Origin of the sequence: Stutzerimonas stutzeri, from assembly GCF_024448695.1 — a bacterium.
GTDB lineage: Bacteria > Pseudomonadota > Gammaproteobacteria > Pseudomonadales > Pseudomonadaceae > Stutzerimonas > Stutzerimonas stutzeri_T.
Map to the genome: position 1 here is coordinate 110,535 of NZ_JAMOHY010000004.1, position 20,434 is coordinate 130,968.

A 20,434-nucleotide genomic window follows, 5' to 3' on the forward strand; every position below is an offset into this window, starting at 1 on the left:
ATTCGGGGCGACCCAACGCAAAAGCCCCGACCGAGGCCGGGGCTTTTGCGTCAAGCAGCGCCAGTCGAAACATCAGTTACCTGCGCCACCTGCTCCGCCTGCGCCACCGCCGGTTCCGGTGCCGGTGCCGGTGCCGGTACCCATGCCACCTGTGCCCGTGCCGGTTCCCATACCGCCGGTACCAGTACCGGTGCCAGTGCCAGTGCCAGTGCCAGTGCCAGTGCCAGTATCGGCATCAACGCCTGTCCCGGTGTTCGTACCCGGACTGGCAGGCATACCCGAACGGGTGTCTTCATTGGTAGTGCCATCCATGGTGCCGTAGCCATTGTCGCCAGTGGCGCGATCGGTATCCGTGGTGCCCGCGGCGAACACACCCGTAGACATCAGGCCAGCCAGCGTAAACGCAGCAATTTTGGTCGTTTTCATATCGTTCTCCTTAATTCAGTGGGTTACCTAGAATCGGGCAGCCGGCCAAGCCAAGGGTTTCATCGAGGGCATTACAAAATTTTTCCCTGTGTCACAACCGGTCGCAAAGCGCCCTGCGCTCACATCACCGTTCGTCGCCTCATCACGCCTACCCCACATCGGATAGCCCAAGCGCTACTGAAAGGCTGAACTTCGTCACCGTACACCGGTCGTTTAGTAACTTTTCTCTCTATACACAACATGGATCGAACATGGACGCGACGGATCTGACCGACCAGGAGCGCACCCCCCCTTGCGTAACCCTGCTCACTGGCAACGAATTGCTGGGGCTTTTTTTCAAACACTTTCTTGGCGAGCAGACCCGACTGGACGTCACCCTCACGCGCCTCGCAGACGACACTACGCAAACGCCCGAGCTCTATCTGATCGATGCCGACAACAACGACACCGAGCAGCTGGCCAGCCTGCTGGAGCGACTGGGCGAAACAGCCCCGGTAGCACTGCTGAACATAGCGCCGGAGCAGGCCGAACAACTGGTTGAGCAGTACCCGGCCATTCGCGGCGTGTTCTACACCCACGCCACACGCGATCACTTGCTTGAAGGCATTCAGGTCCTGCTGGACGGGGGCGACTGGTTGCCGCGCTTACTGACCGAGCGCCTGCTCAGCCAGTGGCGACGCATGCGCCAGCGCGCCGGCAGCAAGCCTTCATTGACCCTGCGCGAGCGCGAAATCCTAAGCCTGGCCGGCAAAGGGCTTTCAAACGCCGAAATCGCCGAGCGACTGAATCTCAGCCCGCATACGATCAAAAGCCACATCCACAACCTGCTGCGCAAGATCGGCGCATCCAACCGCGCCGAAGCCGCCTTTCTGCTGCGTGGCCGACTGGACCATCCCGAGCAATGTCAGGCATGACACCAGGGCTCTGACAGGGCGCAGCCTGCCAAAAAAGGGAAGTTCCAGCCTTTGTCATGAAGCTTGCACCGGACCAACGGCATGGCATGCCGGATTCGTTCAGCGCAGGTTCAGGCGGCGTTCAGGCAGGGTTCAGTGACAACCATTCAGGCTAGGGGCCGTCAGTATCCCGCTGCCTGAAAAGGAGTCACCGATGAAAAAACTTAGCACTCTGGCCCTCGCCTCCACCCTCGGCATCTTCAGCTTCGGCGCCCACGCCGCTGAGAACTTCGCCGGTTTCACCTGGGGCAAAAGCACCGTCAACACTGATCGCTCCAGCACCCTGAAACAGAACATGGGCGGCAAGAATCGCTTCGATGACACCATCAAGAACAGCGGCACCTGGGGCGTACGCGCCGGTCAGATGACCGACGAGGCCCGCTACTACATGACCTACGAGAACGTCTCCGACGACTACGGCAGCAGCCTCAAGCTGCGTCAGCAGAACCTGATCGGCAGCTACGACATGTTTGTCCCGCTGGGCGACACCACTCGCCTGTTCGGCGGTGCCAGCGCCGGCCTGACCAAGCTGGAGAACGAGTCCAAGGGTTACAGGCGTGACAGCGACATCGGCTACCTGGTCGGCCTGCAGGCCGGTATCCTGCAGAAGCTCGGCGACAACACCTCGGTGGAAGCCGGTTACCGTTATCTGCGCAGCAATGCCGGCACCGAAGTGTCCGAGCGCGGCGTCGGCAAGCTGGGTTCGATTGACGTGCACAGCAGCAAGCAGGCCTACCTGGGTCTGAACTATCACTTCTGACGGCTGCTGGGCTGACAGAACATTGAAGACGGCCGGGCAATGCTCGGCCGTTTGCATAGGAGCACAAACATGAAAGTGCTGGTGGTGGAAGACGAGGCGCTGCTGCGCCACCACTTGCAGACGCGGCTCGGTGAAAGCGGGCATATCGTCGATGCCGTGCCCAACGCCGAAGAAGCGCTGTATCAAACCCACGAATTCAATCACGACCTTGCCATCATCGATCTCGGCCTGCCGGGTATCAGCGGGCTGGACCTGATCCGTCAGCTGCGCAGTCACGGCAAGACCTTCCCGATTCTTATCCTCACCGCCCGTGGAAACTGGCAGGACAAGGTTGAAGGCCTGGCTGCAGGGGCCGACGATTATGTGGTCAAGCCGTTCCAGTTCGAGGAACTGGAAGCCCGGCTAAATGCACTGCTGCGCCGCTCCAGCGGCTTCACCCAGGCCACCATCGAAGCCGGGCCGCTGCTGCTCGACCTCAATCGCAAGCAGGCCACCGCCAATGGCGAGCCGCTGGCGCTGACCGCCTACGAATACCGCATCCTCGAATACCTGATGCGTCATCAGCAGCAGGTAGTGGCCAAGGATCGGCTGATGGAGCAGCTCTACAGCGGCGACGAGGAGCGCGACCCGAACGTGATCGAGGTGCTGGTCGGGCGACTGCGGCGCAAGCTCGAAGCGCAGTGCGCGATGAAACCCATCGAAACCGTGCGCGGCCTTGGCTACCTGTTCACCGAGCGCTGCCGATGAGTCGACGCTGGCGCCGCCTGCAGGCGCGCGTTCGCCACCAACTGACCGGCGCCATGTCGCTGCGCCTGCGACTGATGCTCGGCGCGGCGAGCCTTGCCGTACTGTTCATGCTGGCGTTGCTACCGGCGCTGCAGGGCGCGTTCAGCCTGTCCTTCGAGAAGGTCATCGAACAGCGCCTCGCCGCCGACGCCAGCACGCTGATAAGCGCCGCACAGATCGAAGACGGTCAACTGCAAATGCCCGAGCGGCTGCCGGACGAGGAATTCGACCTGCCGGACGCGCAGCTACTCGGCTTCATCTACGACCGTCGCGGCGAGCTGGTCTGGCATTCGCGTTCGGCCGCCGACGAGCGTATCGACTACCGCCCGCGTTACGAGGGCCGTACCAGCGAATTTCTGCGCACCCACGATGCGGCGGGGGTCGAGTACTTCGTCTACGACGTCGAGCTGCAGCTGGCCGGCAGCCGCGCCAACGCCTTCAGCTTCGTCACCATGCAACCCACCAGCGAGTACCTGAGCCTGTTCGGCGAGTTTCGCCGGCAACTCTATGTGTGGCTGGGTAGCGGCCTGCTGGTGCTACTGGTACTGCTCTGGCTCGGCCTGACCTGGGGCTTTCGCACCCTCAAGCGGGTCAGCGCCGAGCTCGATCAGGTCGAAGCCGGCCAGCGCGATCGGCTGAGCGATGATCACCCGCACGAGCTGCTGCGCCTGACCCGCTCGCTGAACCGCCTGCTGGACAGCGAACGGCGGCAGCGCGAGCAATACCGCAATTCCCTGGGTGACCTGGCGCATAGCCTGAAAACCCCGCTCAGCGTGCTGCAGGGCGTCGGTGAAACCCTCGCGGCGCAAGCCCAGAGTCGCGAGCAGGCACAGGTGATGCAGGCGCAGATTGAGCGCATGAGCCAGCAGATCGGCTATCAGCTACAACGGGCCAGCCTGGGCAAGAGCGGCCTGGTGCGTCACCGGGTCCAGCTCCAGCCACTGCTGGTCAGCCTGTGCAGCACGCTGGACAAGGTCTACCGTGACAAACACGTAGAGGTCGAGATGCAGCTCGCCGAGCACTGCCTGGTACCGATGGAACAGGGCGCGCTGATGGAACTGCTCGGAAACCTGCTGGAAAACGCCTACCGGCTGTGCCTTGGGCAGATCCGCATCAGCGCCCGCAACAGCGAAGGCGACCTGCTGCTCGGCATCGAGGACGACGGCCCAGGCGTGCCGGTCGACCAGCGCGCGCGGATCATCCGCCGCGGCGAACGCCTCGACGGCCAGCACCCCGGCCAGGGCATCGGTCTGGCGGTGGTCAAGGACATCCTCGACAGCTACGGCGGCGAACTCAGTCTCGGTGAATCAGCGCTTGGCGGCGCAATCTTCCAGATCCGCCTGCGGGCTGACTGAAGCGGGAGTACTGCCACGCCGATGAGATTGGATACCCGCCACTACGCCGAAAAAGGCCTACCCTGAGCCAGCAGCTCACCACAGCCAGCCGAGCCAGAGCAGCGCCACCAGCAGCCAGGCACTGAGCGTCAGGGCACCGCGCTCCCACTGCCGATTCCAGCGTCGCTCGCGCTGACGCCAGCGGTGGCGCTCAAGTTGCATCGCGGGGACAGGCAACGGTGGCTGCCGCAGCACCCGCGTGACATATAGCGACGCCCATAGCGCCGGGTTCGGCAGCTGTGCCAAGCGCGACGGCACTCGCCAGTCACGGCGCAGCGCCCACCCGGTCAGCGCCAGAGTAGCCAGCAGCGGCCAGAGCGCTGCCCATAAGCCGCCGGGATAGAGCCCGTCCAGCAAGGGTTCACGCAGCGCCGGCCAGACCCAGGGCAACAGCAGCGAGGCCGCGCTGAGCACCGCCCATGGCAGCCATTGACCAGCCGGCGGGCGCTGCGCCGGGGCGTGCTGCTGGTCGCGCCATATCAGCCAGAGCGCGCGCAACAGCAGCAGTGCGGTAGCGAAGCTGGCCAGCGTCAACCAAGGCGCCCATGCAGCAAAGGCACTGTCGTACCAGGCGTCCTTGAGCAGGTATTTCACCGCCGCTCCGCTGCTCAGCGGCGCGCCCATGATCGCCAGCGCCGGCAGTAGCAAAAGCACCCAAGCCAGTCGTGGCAGGCGCCCTTCGTGGACCATCGCCGCCGCCAGGAAAAGTGCGCCCTTGGCCAGGCCGTGATGCATGCCGAACAACAGCAGTATCGAGGCAAGCGCCGCCGACGGCTGCTCCAGGCTCCAGGCCAATGCCAGGATCATCAGCATCCAGCCCATCTGGCTCACCGAGGAATAGGCCAGCACGGCCTTCGACTTGCCGGCGCACAGCCCCAGGGCAGCCGCGTAGAGCGCGCCGAAAAGGCCGGCTGCGAGCAGCGGTGTGCTCCAGGCTGCCAGCGTCGGATCGGCCTCCGGTACGCAGCGCCAGATGCCGAGGATACCGGCCTTGAGCATCGCCCCGGACAGCACTGCGCTGGCCGGTGCCGGCGCCTCGGGGTGGGCCAGCGGCAGCCAGACGTGCAGCGGCCAGAAGCCGGCCTTCAAACCGAGGCCGAGCAGCAACAGAGCCAGGGTCAGATGGTCGATCGGGTGCGCCTGCCAGCTGGCGAAGTCGAACGCCTGGCCAGTGGCATGGGTGCGCAACAGCAGACCGGCGAGCAGCAGCATCTCGCCGCAGATGGCCAGCTGCAGATACAGCCGCCCGGCACGCCGCGGCCCTGGGCCGCCGCGGTGGACGATCAGCCCGTAGGCGGACAGGCTCATGGCACTGAAGCCGAGGTAGAAACTCAGCGCGTCGGTGGCGATGATCAGCAACAGGTTGCCGGCTAGCGCCAGTTGCCAGAAGGCCCAGAAGCGCAGCCGGCGCGGATCGCGGGTCAGGCTGCTGTTGGCGAAAACTGCTGCGCAGCCCCAGAGCAATGCGGAAAAACCCAGCCAGGCGCGGGTCAGCGCGTCGCTGGAACCCCAGCGTACGCCTTCCCAGAGCCAGGGCAATTCGAGCGCCAAAGGTGGCTGCAGCGCCACCAGCAACGCCGGCACACAGGCCAGCCACAACCACGGCAGACAACGCTCGCGCAGCCAGAGCAGCAGCACGCCGCCAAGCAGCGGCGCAAAGGGCACCAGCAACCACAGCCAGGCGCTCATATGGCGAACTCCCGCTCGACGATCAACTGGCTCCAGCCCAGTGGGCTCAACGCGGTGGCAGCCAGCAGCCCGACCAGCAGCGACAGCAGCGCCGTAATCACGGGCGGCAGCAGCAACATCCAGTGGGTTTCAAAACGCTCCTCGGCCCAACGATTCTTGTGCCAGTCGGCCGGCTCGGCGAACCAGCCACGCCAGAGCAGCGGCAGGAAGTAGGCGGCATTCAGCAACGCCGAGCCGAGCAGCACCAGCAGCACCCAGTCCTGGCCGACTTCAAGGGCGCCCAGGCCGAGCGTCCATTTGCTGATGAAGCCGGCGATGGGCGGAATGCCGATCATGCCCAGCGCACCGATTGAAAATGCCGTCATGGTCCATGGCATGCGCCGGCCGACGCCGTCCATCTCACGGATGCGGTGAATCCCCAGGGTTTCGGCGAAATTACCCGCGCAATAGAACAGCGTGACCTTCATCAGCCCTTGATGGACCAGATGCACCAGGCCGCCCACCGCAGCAATCGGCCCGAGCAGCGCGACGCCAAGGGTCACGTAGGACACCTGGCTGATGGTCGAGTAGGCCAGGCGCTTCTTCAGCTCCTGCTGCTGCAAGGCACGCAGCGAGCCGTAGAGGATGGTCGCCGCTGCGAGCCAGAGCAGCGGTTTGGTGAGATCCAGCTGCGTCAGCGCCTCGGCACCAAACACGTCGTAGACCACCCGCACGATGCCGAATGCCCCGGCCTTGACCACCGCGACTGCGTGCAACAAGGCGCTGACCGGTGCCGGCGCGACCATCGCCTGCGGCAACCAGCCATGCAGCGGGATCAGCGCGGCCTTCACGCCAAGGCCGAGGATCAGCAGGGCAAAGGCCACACGTAGTGCCATGTCATGTTCATCGACCTGCTCCAGCAGATAGCCGGCCGCCTGGAAATCCGGTGTGCCGGCGAGGCTGTGCAGCAGCGCCACGCCCATCAGCACCAGGGTGCCGCCACCCACCGTATAGGCCAGATAGACCCGCCCCGCACGCAGGGACTCCGGCGTACCGCGGTGCACCACCAGTGGAAAGGTCGCCAGGGTCAACAGCTCGTAGAACAGCAGGAAGCTGACCAGGTTGCCGGCTAGCGCCAGCCCTACCGTGGCGCTGACGCACAGACTGAAGTAGCCGAAGAAGCGCGAGCGCAGCGGCGAGTCTTCCAGATAGCCGATGGCGTAGACCGTGGTCAGCGCCCAGAGCAGCGACGACAGCGCAACGAACAGCAGCGCCAGGGCATCGGCCTGCAGCACCAGCGGCACGCCCGGCAGCAGCGGTACGCTGAAGCGGTACTCGCTGCCCTGGCTGACGCCGTAGAGCATGCTGCCCACCAGCAGCAGCTTGAGCGTCACGCCGAGCAGGTTGAGGGTCACGCGTAGGCGCTGCTGGTCCTCGCGCAGACCGAAGATCACCAGTCCCGGCAGCAACGAGCTGAGCACAATGGCCAGTGGCAGAAACGCATGCCAGCTCATCGTCCGAGCCCTCCCAACCAAAGCAGCAGCGGCTCGCTGATCAGCGCCAGCCCCCACACCAGCAGCGCTGGCAGCAAGGCCAGCCACTGCGCCAGGCGATCCGGGCGGATGCTCGGCGGATTCGGTCGCGCCCGGTCGAAACCATGGGCAACAACGCGGAACACATAGGCAGCAGACATCAGCGTGCCGAGCAGCACGCCCACCGCCCAGGGCCAGTGCTGCGGCCGCTCGAACAACGGCTGCAGCAGCAACCATTTGGCCAGAAAGCCGCCGCTGGGTGGCAGCCCGACCAGACTGCCGCCGGCCACGGCGAATGCGGCGAGGGCGATCGGTACGTTCTGGCTGGCGCCGCGCATGCCGGTCACCCGTTTGCTGCCGAGAATGCTCTGCAATTCGCCAGCGGCAAGGAACATCGACACCTTGGCCAACCCGTGGGCCAGCACGAACAGCCACAAGGCCGCATGCAGGCGCGGTTCATTCAGGTGCAGGAGCAGCCCCAGCGCAAGCAGTGCGTATCCCAGTTGGGCAACCGTCGAGTAGGCCACCAGGGTCTTCAGTCGTGGCGCACGCAGCGCCGACCAGCCGCCGGCGAGCAGCGCCAGCACACCGGCAGCACCGAACAGCAGGCCGGCATCGCGACCGAATTCAACCGGGGCGATCTCGCTCCAGATCAGCCAGAGAATGTACAGCGGCCCCTTGACCACCAGCGCCGAGAGCAGCGCGCTGACCGCCGTCGGTGCCGCCGCGTGGGCTGGCGGTAACCACAGGTGCAGCGGCCATAGCGCAGCCTTGAGCATCAGCCCGAGGGTCATCAGCAGCAGCGCCAGATGGGTCACGCCATCGGCTTCGGTCAGTTGCGCCAGCAAAGCCAGATCGAGCACGCCATAGCGTCCGTAGATCAGCGCCACACCCAGCAGATAGGCCAGCGAGCCGGCCAGCGACAGCAGCAGGTAGTTCAGCGCCGGCTTCCAGGCCTTGCGCCCGGCCAGCGACACCAGTGCCACGGCCACCAGGCTGAGCAGTTCCAGGGTCACGTAGAGGTTGAACAGGTCCGCCGACAGCCACAGTGCGGCAAGGGCTGCATGCAGCAGGCAGGACAGGGCCCAGTAGTCTTCCTTGCCAGCGGCATGGGCGATACGCGCTGTATAGAGCGCCACCAGCAGGTGCAATCCGGCAGTGAACACCAGCAACAGCGCGGCCAGCGGCGTCAGGCGAAAGCGAATTGCCAGCCCCGCCTCCCAGCCACCGACCAGCAGGTTGCGCTCACCATGATCGAGCACCACCTGCAGCGCCATGATCGCCGCCACCAGCGCGCCCAGGCTCAGTGCGATCACCCAGCGTCCACTGCGCGTCGGGCGCAGCAGGATCAGCAGCAACGCGCCGACCAAGGGCAGCAGCAGGCTGACCAGGGCGGCATTCATCGCTTTTGCTCCTTCGAAGAAGCCAGCGCACTACTCAGGCTCAATGCCAGGGCGGTCGCACTGACAGCCACCACCAGGCCGGTGACCACCAGCGCCACCAACAGCGGATCGCTCGGGTCGTGGCGCGCCGCCAGGGCGATCATCACCAGGAACACCCCGCTGCCCATCAGGTTGATGGCGATGATCCGCCGCAGCGCATGGCGCAGTGTCAGCAGCCCATGCAGGCCGAGTAGCCAGAGGGCGAAGCCGATGGCGATCCAGAACAGCGTGGCGCTCATGGCTGCGTCTCCGGTTCGTCACCGATCACCAGCAGACTCAGGCTGGCCGCGATGGACAGCGTCGCCGCCGCTTCAATCAAGAGGATCAGCAGCTTGGCCGACCCGACCGGGTAATGCAGCCAGCCATCGCCGTACCAGGCACAGGCAGCGGCCACGCCAATGAACAACAACAGCCCCGCCAGCACCAGCAGGCGCAGCGGCCAGAAGCTCCAGTGCAAGGCCGGCAAAGCGCCCGCCAGACGCAGCAACACGATGCCCGCCGCCAGCAACGCCCCGGCCTGAAATGCGCCGCCCGGCGAGGCCGCGCCACGCCAGAGCACATACCCCCCAGCAAGCACCAGCAGCGGCGCCAGCGTGCGACCCCAGGCCTGCAGCAGCGGCCAGGGTTCACTCAACTGCGGCTGCAGCGGCCCGAGCTGGCGGGCGCCGAGCAGCGCCAGCAGCAATACCGCCAGTTCCAGCAACGTGTCCCAGGCGCGGAAGTTGAGCAGTACCGCGGTCACCGGATGCTCAACGCCGCTTTGCGCCAGAGCCGCGTCGATCTGCGCTGGCACCGTCGGCTGCAGTTCAGCCAGGGGTTCCAGCTGCGGCAGCAGCAGAATCAACAAGGGCAGCAACACCAGCACCGCAGCCAGGCGGCGGCGCCGCGACAGGCGCGGTTCGCTTCCAGCCTGCGGTTGGCGCGCCAGCGCGGCGAACAGCAACACGCCGGTCAGCCCAGCACCAATGGCAGCCTCCGCCAGCGCCAGATCGGCGGCCCCCAGACGCGCCCATACCAGCGCCAGGACAAGCCCAAACGAGATGAACAACAGCACCCCGGCATACAGCTGACGCACATGCAACGCACCACCGGCCAGACCCAGCAGCAACAGGCCGAGCACGCCATCGAGCAGCCACTCAGTCATCGCCGCCCTCCTCGTCGCACTGGCGTGCCAGCAGTTGGCAGGCGGTGGCGCCAGAGGCCAGCACCAGCAGCCAGATCAGCAGCATCTGCGCGACTTCCAGCAGACTGCCGGCGCGCAGCGAAAGTCCGGCGACCACCAGGCCGAGGCCAAGGGTGTCGGCCTTGGTCAGCGCATGCAGGCGACTCAGGGTGTCGGGAAAACGCAGCAGGCCGACGCTGCCGGCGGCGAAGAACAGCAGGCCGCCGGCCAGCAGCAGCCCGCTGATTATGTTCAGCCACTCACTCATGGCGACTGCGCCGCAGCAGTTGCACCAGCGCGGCGCTGATCATCGCCGCCAGCAGGGCCAGCACCAGTGCCGCATCACGCAGCGCCGGAGCGGCCTGCCACTGCGCCAGCACCAGCAGTAGCGCTGTGCCGGTGGTGCCGAACAGCTGCACGGCAAGCAGCCGGTCGACCCGCCCCGGTCCGCGCAGTACGCGCCACAGACCGATGATCAGGGTCAGCAACAGGAGCGCCGAAAACACTGCCATCACCGCGGCTCCCTTTCGCCAAGCAACCGTTCAAGATGCGCTTCGAGTTCAGCGGTGGTGGCCTGCCAGGGCAGGCGATCATCCAGTACGTGCACGCGCATCTGCTGGCCATCGATGCGCGAGGCCAGTGTGCCGGGCAGCAGCCCGACCATGGCCGAGAGCAACCGACTTACCCGCGGCGACTGGCTGGTAAGCGAATATTGGTGCCACGCCGGTTGCAGCGGACATCGGGGATGCAGGGCGCGCCGCGCCACGTCCCAGCCACCCATGACCATCCTGCAGATGAAGAACCAGAGGAAGCCCGGCAGAGCCGCCAGCGAAAGTCTCCAGGGCCTGTTGCCCAGCCACAACGAAAGCCCCACCGCCAACAAGATGCCCGGCACGCCCAACCACCAACCGCTACCGCCGGTAAACAATGCCCAGAGCACGCCGTAAAGCAGCGCCCAGCCCAGCCCGTCGGCCCAGCAGCGACGCAATCCGGTCTGATCCATCACGGTTACTCCTTGGTGGCGAGTCGTTGGTTGGACTGAGCACAGCCACGACGTTCCTTCGCGTTTCCCCTCCGGCTTGTTTCAGCGCATTGCGGCACACGGTCGATCACGACGCGCGACCTTGCAGTAAGAATATATCGACAGACGCATTCCCGCTGACGGGAGCAAAGATGGTGGCACCCGTAGAGTGCGGCAGACCGATGTTTGCGCGATACACAGACGCGCAACACCATCGGCGGGTCGGGACGTTCGGCTATGGCGCATGCGCTAGAACGGCGGCCAGCTCCATCCGCTGACCGGCTCCGCATGCACGCTACGACAGAGGCGCTCTATCCGATCACTTGGCGTGCAGTGCCAGACCCTTGAGGAAGTTGCGCAGCAGCTGGTCGCCACAGACGCGGTAATTGCTGTGCCCGGCTTTGCGGAACAGCGCGCTGAGTTCCGGCTTGGATACCGGGAAATCGGCAGCCTTGAGAATCGCGTGCATATCCTCTTCCTTCAGTTCGAAGGCCACGCGCAGCTTCTTCAGTATCAGGTTGTTGGTAATGGGCAGCTCGATGGGCGGTACAGGCCGGCTTTCGTCCTTGCCACGCTTGTAAATCACCAGCCCGTCGAGGAAGTACGCCATGATCCGGTCACCACATGGCTTGTAACCGTCCTCATCCTCATTCTTCAGGTAGGCCACCATTTCAGCTGCAGGTATCTCGCATCCCGTGAGCTGGGCGATTTCGGCCATTTTTGCGTCGCTTGCATTCAGGGTGTAACGCAGGCTGCGCAGGACATCATTGTTGAGCATGGGTATTCCTTTCTGGCGACCGACCCCGTACAGCAATGCAGTCACCGGTTCGGTCTATTGATTCGTTGCGCACGGGGCACGATGGTTGGCAGGTTGCGTGTCCGCAGCTTGCCCGCGGCGAGCAACCGCTGATGGTCAGCAAGTATATAGTGAGCGTGCCCTGCCGACGGGCTGACTTCGTTTGTGAAGTCATTCATATTTACCCGCGGGGTGCCGATATTGATCGAAGACATCGGCAAAAACGATTGGGTGACCCTATGCTGCTCGCCGGATCCACCGTGTACTCAACGCACCTGTACCGCATAACAACAAGAATATTAGGAGAAACCTGATGGGCATCCTGAGGGAGCTGTACGACTGGAGCGAAAGAACCATCTGGAATTCGCTGAGCAAGAAACTGGCAAGCTTTTTCCTGCTCTACGCCATCAACCTTGGCTATCTCTACGTCTACCTTGAGCAGAAGCGCTACATCACGGCGGCGCTGGCCAGCAACGAGGTTTCACCCGAGCTGGCGGCGAATATCAACGCCTCGCTGGATGGCGGGCTCACAGCGGTCATCATCCTGAGCCTGCTGGGGCTGGTCTGGCTCGTCGGGCAAACGCTCTACCTGCGCCACCTGATCCTCACGCCGGTCCGCTCGATGATCGCCGCTTTCAACGAGATCGGCGACGATGGCGGTGATTTTTCCCAGAATCTCAAACCCCGCTCATACGACGAGTTTCGAGAGCTGGCCGAAAGCTACAACCGCTTCGCCGCGCAGATGCGCCAGGTCATCAGCGAGATCCGCAAGATGACCATCCCTATCGCCCGCGAGGCCCTGCTGGTCAAGACCCGCATCGCCGACACCGGGCAAAGCGCCCGCGAACAGGTGAGCATGACCGAAACCGTCTTCACCGCCAGCACCGAAGCCACGGCAGCCATCAGTGAAGTGTCGCGCAGCACCCAGATCATCTCCGACTCGACCAATACCAACCTCGGCAACGCGCGAGTCTCGCTGGGCGAAATGCAGGACATTTCCCGCAAGATCAACCAGGTCGGTGACAAGGTGCAGACCTTCAACCAGACCGTCGAGGACCTGTCCCAGCGTTCGGCGAGCATCAACCAGATCGCCTCGCTGATCCGCGACGTGGCTGACCGGACCAACCTGCTGGCGCTCAACGCCGCCATCGAAGCCGCCCGCGCCGGGGAAGCCGGGCGCGGCTTCGCGGTGGTCGCCGATGAAGTACGCACCCTGGCCGAGCGCGTCAACAAGGCCTCGGTGGAGATCACCGGCAACATCGACACCATGCTCAAACTGGTCAACCACACCCGCGAGGCGAACGAAGAAATCAACGCCGACGTGCAACAGACCCGTGACGTGGTCAGCCGATCAGCCCAGCAGTTCGAAGGAATGGTCTCGGATTTCGAGCAGACCGGCGTGCAACTGCTGCATATCGCCAGCGCCATGGAACAGCTGTCCGCCTCCAACGTTCAGGTGCACGAGAACGTCACCCACATCCACCAGCTGTCAGCGGACGTGGCCAGTCACATGAACGACTCGGAAATCCGTACCGGCGCGCTGGCGCAGGACACCGAAGCCGTTCAGGAACTGGTCTCGCGCTTCAAGATCGGCATTGGCGTCTTCGATCTGGCCGTGGCCAAAACCCGCGAGCTGCGCGATGCCCTGCAGGCGGAACTGATCGAGATGAGCCGCGAAGGCATCGATGTCTTCGACCGCAACTACAAGCCGTTCGGCAACTGCATCCCGCCCAAGCACAAGCTGGCCTGGAGCGAGGCCTTCGTCCAGCGCTGCCAGAAACACCTGGAAGCCGGCCTGGCGGCCACACCTGGCTGCAACTATGCGGTGGGGGTCAACGTCGATGGCTACCTGTCGGCGCACAACCTGAAATTCTCCAAACCCCTGACCGGCGACCAGGCTGTCGACCTGGTTGGCAACCGCTGCTACCGCAAGTTCGAGAACCCCGGCGAACTGCGGGCCGCGAAGAACACCACACCCCTGCTGGTACGCACCTACATCCGCGACACCGGTGAACTGCTCTGCGACCTGGCCATGCCGATCTACATCGGTGGCCGCCACTGGGGCAACACCCGCGTCGGTTGTTCAATCGATGCGCTGCTGGATGACTGAGAACGAGGCAGGCTGAACGCAATCAAGCCGTGCCAGCACTCGTTGGCCGACCCACAGAAAAGCCCCAGCCTTGCGGTTGGGGCTTTTGCATTCAAGTGCCGGACCGACCAGCGCCCGGCGGATACCCGCAGCCCATCAGCCGCGGAAGTAACCGACTTTGCGATTCAGTTCCTGCGCCAGCCTCGTCAGATCCTGGCTGGAGGATGCAACCTGATTCGCGGCTGCGGCACTGGCGACGGTTGAATCATGGATACGCGTCACGCTCCGGTTGACCTCTTCGGCCACCGCGCTCTGCTCCTCTGAGGCCGTCGCAATCTGTGCGTTCATTTCATTGATGGAGCCAACCTCCTGGCGAATCCGGCCAAGGGCATTTTCAGCCTGGAGCGTTTGTTCAACGGTCTGCTGCGCCAGCTGCATGCTCGATTGCATCACCTCTACCGCCTTGCCTGCACCCGCCTGCAGGGAGGCAATCATCGTGCTGATTTCACTGGACGACTGCTGCGTGCGGTTGGCCAGCGAGCGCACTTCATCGGCCACTACCGCGAAGCCGCGCCCATGCTCACCGGCACGGGCGGCCTCGATGGCGGCATTGAGCGCCAGCAGGTTGGTCTGCTCGGCGATTGCCGTGATGACCTGCAGGATCTTTTCAATGTCGCCGCTTTCCTCGGAGACATGGCTCACGGTTTGTGTAGCGCTTTCCAACACCTTGGCCAGGTTGTGAATCGAAATGGCCGTTTCGCCGACAATGCGGGTTCCCGTCTCGACCTGTTCGTCGGCACTTCGTGCAGCAGTGGCGGCATGTGCGGCAAAGCTGGCCACTTCGTTCACCGTGGTGGCCATCTGGTTGATCGCCGTTGCCACCTGCTCGGCCTCGGTCGATTGATGCTCGATCTGCTGATTGCTCCTCGCTGAAGAGGTCAACAACTCACCCGAGGCGACGCCAACTCCATCAGCAGCAGCCCGCACCTCGGCAATGATTGCGGTCAATCGACTGGCCATCTTTGCAGTTGCGCCCATGACGCTATCGGGGAAAGGCGTAACAATTGTCTGGCCCAGGTCGCCTTCGGCCAGATTGCCAATCACGCGCGCCACCTCGTCGGGTTCGGCACCCAGCGTCGAGCGCAACTTGCGAATAATCAGCAGCGCGATGGTCGCGCCGAGCAGTACGGCCACCCCGGTTACCGCGACAATCAGGGCAAGGAAGCCGCTTGCCGTGTCACGCACGATCGCAACGTCCTCGTTGATGCTCAGCTCCTGATGATCGATGAAGGCATTGATCAGCCGCAGCCACTCGGTATAGGCCCCGGCGACATTTTCAAGCAGGAATTCGTAGGCCAGGTCCGAACCTTCATTGAAGCGGAGCTCGACCACCTGGCGCGTCAGCGCATTGGTTTTCGCCTCGATGGCTTCAATCTGCAGCATCAGCTGCCTTTCTGCCGCATCGGCAGAGGGCTGCGCGAGCATCGCCTTCATCGGTACCGCCGAGTCGGCGTACAACTGCGCCAGCCGCTCGATCTCGGTGACCTGCTGACGGGCGAAAGCAGGATCAGCGGCGCTGACGGCGTCCCGCACGGCAATGGCGCGATCATGCACGCTGCCCCTGAAATTGATGGCGTAGCGTTGCTTCAACCCTGCCTGAGCACTGATCTGGCTCATGGTCCGGTCAATGACATCGACCTTCCAAGCACTGACTACCGCCACCGCAACCATCAACGCCAGAATCACGAAAAAGCCCAGACCAAGGCGCCTGGATACCGACATCTGCTTATTCATTGAACGCTCCTGTGCCTGGCTGCGACGCAGCCAATGCGTGAGTGGTTGCGGTCACCGAATCAGTAATCGGCAGAAACCCTAACCTGTACAAATAGTGGCATTTTGACCCTGCGTGTACAAGTTTTATCTTCTCTTCTGATGAAAAACGACGTTTAAGGTAAGAAATCAGTGCTTTCCTAAGAGGATGTACAAGTTTTTGCGTATCGAAAGAAATAGGCGTTGCGCCCTGACATGAAGCCCTTAGAAACAAAAAGCCCCCGCCAGCTGACGGGGGCTTTCAGCTACCGCAGCACTCGGTTCTTGGCGGCGCGCTTGCGCTGGTTCTCATCGAGAATCTTCTTGTGCAGGCGGATCGACTTGGCCGTCACTTCGACCCGTTCGTCGCCGATGAACTCCAGCACCTGCTCAAGGGTGAACTGGATCGGGCGGTACCAGAGCGATGACTTCATTCGTTTTAGGCAGTGTTTTACCTACTGCGGCACTTCGCCAGAGGTGTAGCAGCCCAGCCCTATAGATTGAGCTCACCAGAAAAGAGCGCCTGCACCACACGCTGGAAGTCCTCACTGAGCGATGCCTGCAGGTGCAGAAGCATGCCGGTGACCGGGTGGGTCAAACGCAGCTCTGTGGCGGCGAGCATCAGGCGGCCTTGGCCGAAGCGTTCGGCGAAGTAGTGGTTGTGCCGGGTGCGGCCGTAATTGGTGTCGCCGATGATGGGATGGGCGATGTGCTGCATATGCCGACGCAGCTGGTGCTTGCGGCCGGTGAGCGGGTGCAGGGCCATAAGGCTGTAGCGGCTGGTGGCAAAGCCTTCGATCTCTACCGGCAGCTGCGTGGCAGCCAGGCGGGTGTAGCGAGTCTGGGCATCGCGCAGGGGCTGGGGCTCGTCCTTGAGGCGCTTGTCCACAGCGTGCTCGCGCAGGGCGTGGTCGATCAACCCGTCTTCCGGCGGCCAGCCCCGTACCACGGCCTGATAGGTCTTGTGCACGGCGTTGGCCATCATGGCTTGGCCGAGCAGACTGGCGGTATGCGGGTCGCGGGCGAACAACAGCAAACCCGATGTCGGCCGGTCCAGACGATGCGCCGGGTAGACGTGTTCGCCACCGTTCAGCTCGCGGGCGTACTGCAGGGCAAATTCGGTTTCGTGCCTGTCGATGGGGCTGCGGTGCACCAGCAGCCCGGCAGGCTTGTGCACAGCCAACAGCCAGTCGTCCCGGTACAGCTCGGTCAGCGGATTTGCGTGAGGCAGGCTCATCGGTAGGCGCGCTTGATTGACAGGGCACGATAATACGGCGCGCCGGCACAGAAGGGGACCTTGACCCCGAAGATATCTTTCAACTCGCGCAAATCAGAAATGTAGCGCTGATAGTCCTGCTCAGCGGCAAACACCACCTGCCGATTGTGGCCACGCTGCACTACACGATGCGGATAGTTAGGCAAGACAATGCGACCCTTACTTGGCATAACGACCTCCTTCCCTTAGAGACCTTCAACTTAGTCGATCAAGTGGAAAATTAAATCTGTTCCCTTTTCCAACCCCCGAATTAATAGCCGCTTCTAACGCCGCCAACACGCGCAGCTTTGAAGTGGAGTCGGAGCCGCAACGGAAAAGCTGTCGCCGTGATTGGCCTTGTTAGAGCTCATTTTTTCTAAATTCCGCCACGGATTGATTAATCTGCTTAGCCAGGGTTTGAGCCTCTTTCATCAACTGCTGGATCTTACTCCAATTCTCCCAATGCTGGGACCAAACATCAGCACCTACTATTTCTTCAAAATCTATCTTGGTAGGCTTGGCCCAGTGCTCATAACACCGAATTCGCTCTATTCGATTTTCAAGGTCATGAACCTTTCTTGTCGCAGGTGATAGACGGGCGGAACTTCGCATCCAACTTTCCCAATCCTTGTTGCCCTTCGACTGATTGCATTTCCCACAAGAGGGAATGAGATTGTAAAGTTCAGAAACATAACCTGTGGGTTTCCTGTCTTTCACCAACGGCCGTAGATGATCCCATTCTGATGCTGTATCGCCGCAATAAGCACAACAGTAATTCTCGTGATTCATACCCAGAACACGCAGAGCTTCCTCTACTTCTCCAGACGTTGGAGGGATGACTGGGATTATCGAATTTATAAACGCATTCGTGATACTTGATGACCTCCCCGTGACCTTCATCGGGGTTGGCATTCTAAAGAGTGCTAAATATGGCATGGATTACCAATTGCTCTAACGTTTGGTTAAGGGGCGGGCTTTAGCCCGTCCCAGCGAGCGCAGTGAGCGATTTGAACCAGTTGTTATACGCTCATAGGTAGTTTTTTAACTCGGCAACGAGGTCTAATGCTTCTGACTTACTAAGATATGGCACTTTAATTGTTCTTGCCCAGTAAAAGCTCTTTTCGGTGAACTCTGCAACCTTTGAAAACGGCATTGCCTTGAGTGGCATGCCTCTGCTTAATCTTGGTGTTAGGAATTCCACATCTCGATAAAGTGTGTATTCGTCTGGAGCCTTGACTTCGCCTTTTACTTTTGCTGCAGCAATTATTCCGTAGCCTTTGTGTGAGAAAAATACGATGTCGCCAATGTGGACATGAGTAACGAAACGTTTTGCTTCGCCGTATGCCTCTAGGCGACTATTCTCCATCATTGACCAAATGGATTCTTCGTCCCAGCTACGGTTAGTGTCAAACAAAACCCCTTTAACATCACTAGGGTTTTTGTGCCTATCGTATGGCGGAGCGAAAAACTCAAAATACTTTTCTCCGCCTAGCTCGTAAACTCTATACGGAAGAAACTCTATTGAGACACCACTTTTCTTCCAATAGTCAACCGCTGAAATCAAGGAGTCATCTGCGGCGCTGCCTATTATTATTAGATGCTGCTTTTTGTTTATTTCTTTAGGCTCTAGCTTGTGTTCTAGGCTAAATGCTTCTCTGTGGGCGTCTACTAGAGATAGTTTCGAGTTGCTGTATTCTTGATATTTTCTTTCAATCTTTTGGTAAGTCCATTGTCCGGAGTCTTGCGCATACCGCAGGGCTTGCTGGACTGCACCGTCTCCTGCTGAGGCTCTTTTAAGCTCGAAAATTACTAGTTCGCCCGTCTCGTTAAGTGCATATATGTCGGCTTCGGACTGCCATTGCCGCTCTTGAAAAATCGGCATTAATTTCGCGTCTTCAAACAAAACATCTAATATGTTTTGCGCGATGAGATTTTCTAAGTCTTTTTCTAATTTTCCAAAACTAGAGAAATCCTTGAACTCAACCGGCTCTATTTTCTCAAATACACCATTGTCAACTTCGATTCTATAAAGCACTTCGGATTCCTTGTGAGCGTATAACGCCGCCAACACGCGCAGCTTTGTAGTGGAGGCGAAGCCGCAACGGAAAAGCTGTCGCTGTGCTTGGCTTTGTTAAGCGCCACCGCATTCATATAGCTGAAGGATATAATTTTTTTGGAACCCACCATATGTAAGCGACCATCCCAAATAGCTCAACCAATGACTGAAATACGATAACTACAACCGTAAGCTCAAAGGATGAAGGCAGAGAGAGTGCTAGGGGAAGAACCACAAATGAATTCCTGCTACCTAAACTGAAGGCAAGAACTCTGCCTTGATTTGTTGGCAATGAAAATATTTTTGAAAGCACTAAAGATAAAACCCCAGCTATCAGAAGAAATGCAGAAAACACTGCAAACAAGCTTGGGAGTATGCCCAATGAATCAATGACTACATTGACTTGTGCCGCTGCTATAGAAAACACAACCAATGCCAGTAGCGGAACGGGAAGCCAGCCAAAAGCATTCAGAATAGCTTCTCTGCCCTCTCGTTTTTCAGCCCATTTTTCGGTTGCAAATGCCGCCGCCAAGGGGAGGACGATAAGTCCGAAGAAGGCCAGAACTAGCTCTCGCTGCATCACGCTGGTTGTTATTTCCGAACCAAGGAAAAGCCATATATAAACTGGCAGGAGAATTAGCTGAAGCAAAAGACTAACTGGCGAAAAGGCAATGGCCCGCTTTGTATCCCCCCCACCCAAGTGTGTGAAGGTGATAAACCAGTCAGTACACGGGACCAATAACACCAAGAGTATGCCTAACTTGACCGCAGGCAAGTTAGGCCCAACGGACATTAACCCCCACACAATTAACGGGAGAACAACGAAATTACCAATCACCGCTGCCAGCATAAAGCGGGAGTCAGAGAATGCTTCTCGCAGATGCCCTAGAGGAACCTGAGTAAAAGTCGTATACAGAAGCATGCCTAGCAAAGGCCACAAAGCCCACTCTAGAATCTCTGACTGTTCAGGAAATTTCACCCCGACCAGTAATCCTATAAGGATTCCGGTCAGGTAGATAAATACCTGATATTTTTCCAATGCCTCTCGTTTCAATGATCAGAACCTCGTTGATCGATTACCGCTTAACGTCGTGTTAAGGGGCTGACGAAACGCGCAGCGTTTTGGCAGTCCCAGTGAGCGAAGCGAACGAACATGAACACTTTGTTAGGCAGGATTGAATGACCCGCACGAGGGACACTCTTTTTCTTTGCCCTGTTTGTTTGTGATTGACTGACTGCACTTGGGGCATTTGTAAGGCATGAAGGCAAGAATTAGAAGTGCGAT

21 protein-coding genes and 1 pseudogene are annotated in these 20,434 nt (G+C 60.9%); 5 read left to right on the plus strand and 17 right to left on the minus strand.

Annotation, left to right across the window (positions count from 1 at the left end; all coding sequences use genetic code 11):
* Positions 1–72 precede the first annotated feature (72 nt).
* Complete coding sequence (locus NAV32_RS05695) at positions 73–426, minus strand: hypothetical protein (protein ID WP_256051830.1); 354 nt, start codon at positions 424–426, stop codon at positions 73–75.
* Positions 427–677: 251 nt separating this feature from the next.
* Between NAV32_RS05695 and NAV32_RS05700 the strand changes: the two genes are divergently transcribed.
* From NAV32_RS05700 to NAV32_RS05715, 4 genes are all read left to right on the plus strand, one after another.
* On the plus strand, positions 678–1,340 hold the full coding sequence (locus NAV32_RS05700; RefSeq protein WP_256051831.1) for a helix-turn-helix transcriptional regulator: 663 nt from the start codon (positions 678–680) through the stop codon (positions 1,338–1,340).
* A gap of 193 nt (positions 1,341–1,533) precedes the next feature.
* Positions 1,534–2,139, plus strand: a complete 606-nt coding sequence (locus NAV32_RS05705; RefSeq protein WP_256051832.1) for a hypothetical protein — start codon at positions 1,534–1,536, stop codon at positions 2,137–2,139.
* Positions 2,140–2,208: 69 nt separating this feature from the next.
* Complete coding sequence (locus NAV32_RS05710; RefSeq protein WP_256051833.1) at positions 2,209–2,886, plus strand: response regulator; 678 nt, start codon at positions 2,209–2,211, stop codon at positions 2,884–2,886.
* Positions 2,883–4,280 (plus strand): ATP-binding protein, encoded by a 1,398-nt coding sequence (locus NAV32_RS05715; RefSeq protein ID WP_256051834.1) that lies wholly within the window; start codon positions 2,883–2,885, stop codon positions 4,278–4,280. The genes NAV32_RS05710 and NAV32_RS05715 overlap by 4 nt, the downstream gene beginning before the upstream one ends.
* A 75-nt stretch (positions 4,281–4,355) precedes the next feature.
* Here the strand turns inward: NAV32_RS05715 and NAV32_RS05720 are convergent, their stop codons facing one another.
* The 9 genes from NAV32_RS05720 to NAV32_RS05760 all read right to left on the minus strand — a co-directional run bounded on the left by NAV32_RS05720 (position 4,356) and on the right by NAV32_RS05760 (position 11,922).
* Positions 4,356–6,008 carry a complex I subunit 5 family protein gene (locus NAV32_RS05720; RefSeq protein ID WP_256051835.1) on the minus strand — a complete coding sequence of 551 codons (1,653 nt, stop codon included), beginning with the start codon at positions 6,006–6,008 and terminating at the stop codon, positions 4,356–4,358.
* Positions 6,005–7,501 carry a complex I subunit 5 family protein gene (locus NAV32_RS05725; RefSeq protein ID WP_256051836.1) on the minus strand — a complete coding sequence of 499 codons (1,497 nt, stop codon included), beginning with the start codon at positions 7,499–7,501 and terminating at the stop codon, positions 6,005–6,007. The genes NAV32_RS05720 and NAV32_RS05725 overlap by 4 nt, the downstream gene beginning before the upstream one ends.
* Positions 7,498–8,922, minus strand: a complete 1,425-nt coding sequence (locus NAV32_RS05730; RefSeq protein WP_256051837.1) for a complex I subunit 5 family protein — start codon at positions 8,920–8,922, stop codon at positions 7,498–7,500. The genes NAV32_RS05725 and NAV32_RS05730 overlap by 4 nt, the downstream gene beginning before the upstream one ends.
* Positions 8,919–9,200, minus strand: a complete 282-nt coding sequence (locus tag NAV32_RS05735) for an NADH-quinone oxidoreductase subunit K (protein ID WP_256051838.1) — start codon at positions 9,198–9,200, stop codon at positions 8,919–8,921. The genes NAV32_RS05730 and NAV32_RS05735 overlap by 4 nt, the downstream gene beginning before the upstream one ends.
* Positions 9,197–10,105 (minus strand): Na(+)/H(+) antiporter subunit B, encoded by a 909-nt coding sequence (locus tag NAV32_RS05740; protein WP_256051839.1) that lies wholly within the window; start codon positions 10,103–10,105, stop codon positions 9,197–9,199. The genes NAV32_RS05735 and NAV32_RS05740 overlap by 4 nt, the downstream gene beginning before the upstream one ends.
* Positions 10,098–10,391: a cation:proton antiporter gene (locus NAV32_RS05745; protein ID WP_256051840.1), complete on the minus strand. Its 294-nt coding sequence runs from the start codon at positions 10,389–10,391 to the stop codon at positions 10,098–10,100. Before NAV32_RS05745 ends, NAV32_RS05740 begins: the two co-directional genes overlap by 8 nt.
* Positions 10,384–10,635 carry a monovalent cation/H+ antiporter complex subunit F gene (locus tag NAV32_RS05750; RefSeq protein WP_256051841.1) on the minus strand — a complete coding sequence of 84 codons (252 nt, stop codon included), beginning with the start codon at positions 10,633–10,635 and terminating at the stop codon, positions 10,384–10,386. The genes NAV32_RS05745 and NAV32_RS05750 overlap by 8 nt, the downstream gene beginning before the upstream one ends.
* Positions 10,635–11,126, minus strand: coding sequence for a Na+/H+ antiporter subunit E (locus NAV32_RS05755; protein WP_256051842.1), 492 nt, complete (start codon positions 11,124–11,126; stop codon positions 10,635–10,637). Before NAV32_RS05755 ends, NAV32_RS05750 begins: the two co-directional genes overlap by 1 nt.
* A 337-nt stretch (positions 11,127–11,463) precedes the next feature.
* Complete coding sequence (locus NAV32_RS05760) at positions 11,464–11,922, minus strand: DUF1456 family protein (RefSeq protein ID WP_256051843.1); 459 nt, start codon at positions 11,920–11,922, stop codon at positions 11,464–11,466.
* Between the two features lie 331 nt (positions 11,923–12,253).
* Here NAV32_RS05760 and NAV32_RS05765 point away from each other — a divergent pair, with 331 nt between their 5' ends.
* Entirely contained in the window at positions 12,254–14,050 is a 1,797-nt protein-coding gene (locus tag NAV32_RS05765) for a methyl-accepting chemotaxis protein (protein WP_256051844.1), read from the plus strand.
* 135 nt (positions 14,051–14,185) lie between these two features.
* On the opposite strand, the gene NAV32_RS05770 is transcribed toward NAV32_RS05765, so the two are convergent.
* From NAV32_RS05770 to NAV32_RS05800, 7 genes and pseudogenes are all read right to left on the minus strand, one after another.
* A complete protein-coding gene (locus tag NAV32_RS05770) occupies positions 14,186–15,823 on the minus strand; it encodes a methyl-accepting chemotaxis protein (RefSeq protein WP_256051845.1) in 1,638 nt (545 codons plus the stop codon).
* A 281-nt stretch (positions 15,824–16,104) separates the two neighbouring features.
* Entirely contained in the window at positions 16,105–16,272 is a 168-nt protein-coding gene (locus NAV32_RS05775) for a hypothetical protein (protein WP_256051972.1), read from the minus strand.
* 59 nt (positions 16,273–16,331) lie between these two features.
* Positions 16,332–17,075, minus strand: coding sequence for a pseudouridine synthase (locus NAV32_RS05780; RefSeq protein WP_256051846.1), 744 nt, complete (start codon positions 17,073–17,075; stop codon positions 16,332–16,334).
* Positions 17,076–17,122: 47 nt separating this feature from the next.
* A pseudogene (locus NAV32_RS05785) lies at positions 17,123–17,284 on the minus strand (transposase); the annotation flags it as partial.
* A gap of 169 nt (positions 17,285–17,453) precedes the next feature.
* Positions 17,454–17,882: an HNH endonuclease gene (locus tag NAV32_RS05790; protein ID WP_256051847.1), complete on the minus strand. Its 429-nt coding sequence runs from the start codon at positions 17,880–17,882 to the stop codon at positions 17,454–17,456.
* 238 nt (positions 17,883–18,120) lie between these two features.
* Complete coding sequence (locus NAV32_RS05795; RefSeq protein WP_256051848.1) at positions 18,121–19,128, minus strand: hypothetical protein; 1,008 nt, start codon at positions 19,126–19,128, stop codon at positions 18,121–18,123.
* A 112-nt stretch (positions 19,129–19,240) separates the two neighbouring features.
* Positions 19,241–20,188: an arsenic resistance protein gene (locus NAV32_RS05800; RefSeq protein WP_256051849.1), complete on the minus strand. Its 948-nt coding sequence runs from the start codon at positions 20,186–20,188 to the stop codon at positions 19,241–19,243.
* Positions 20,189–20,434: the final 246 nt, after the last annotated feature.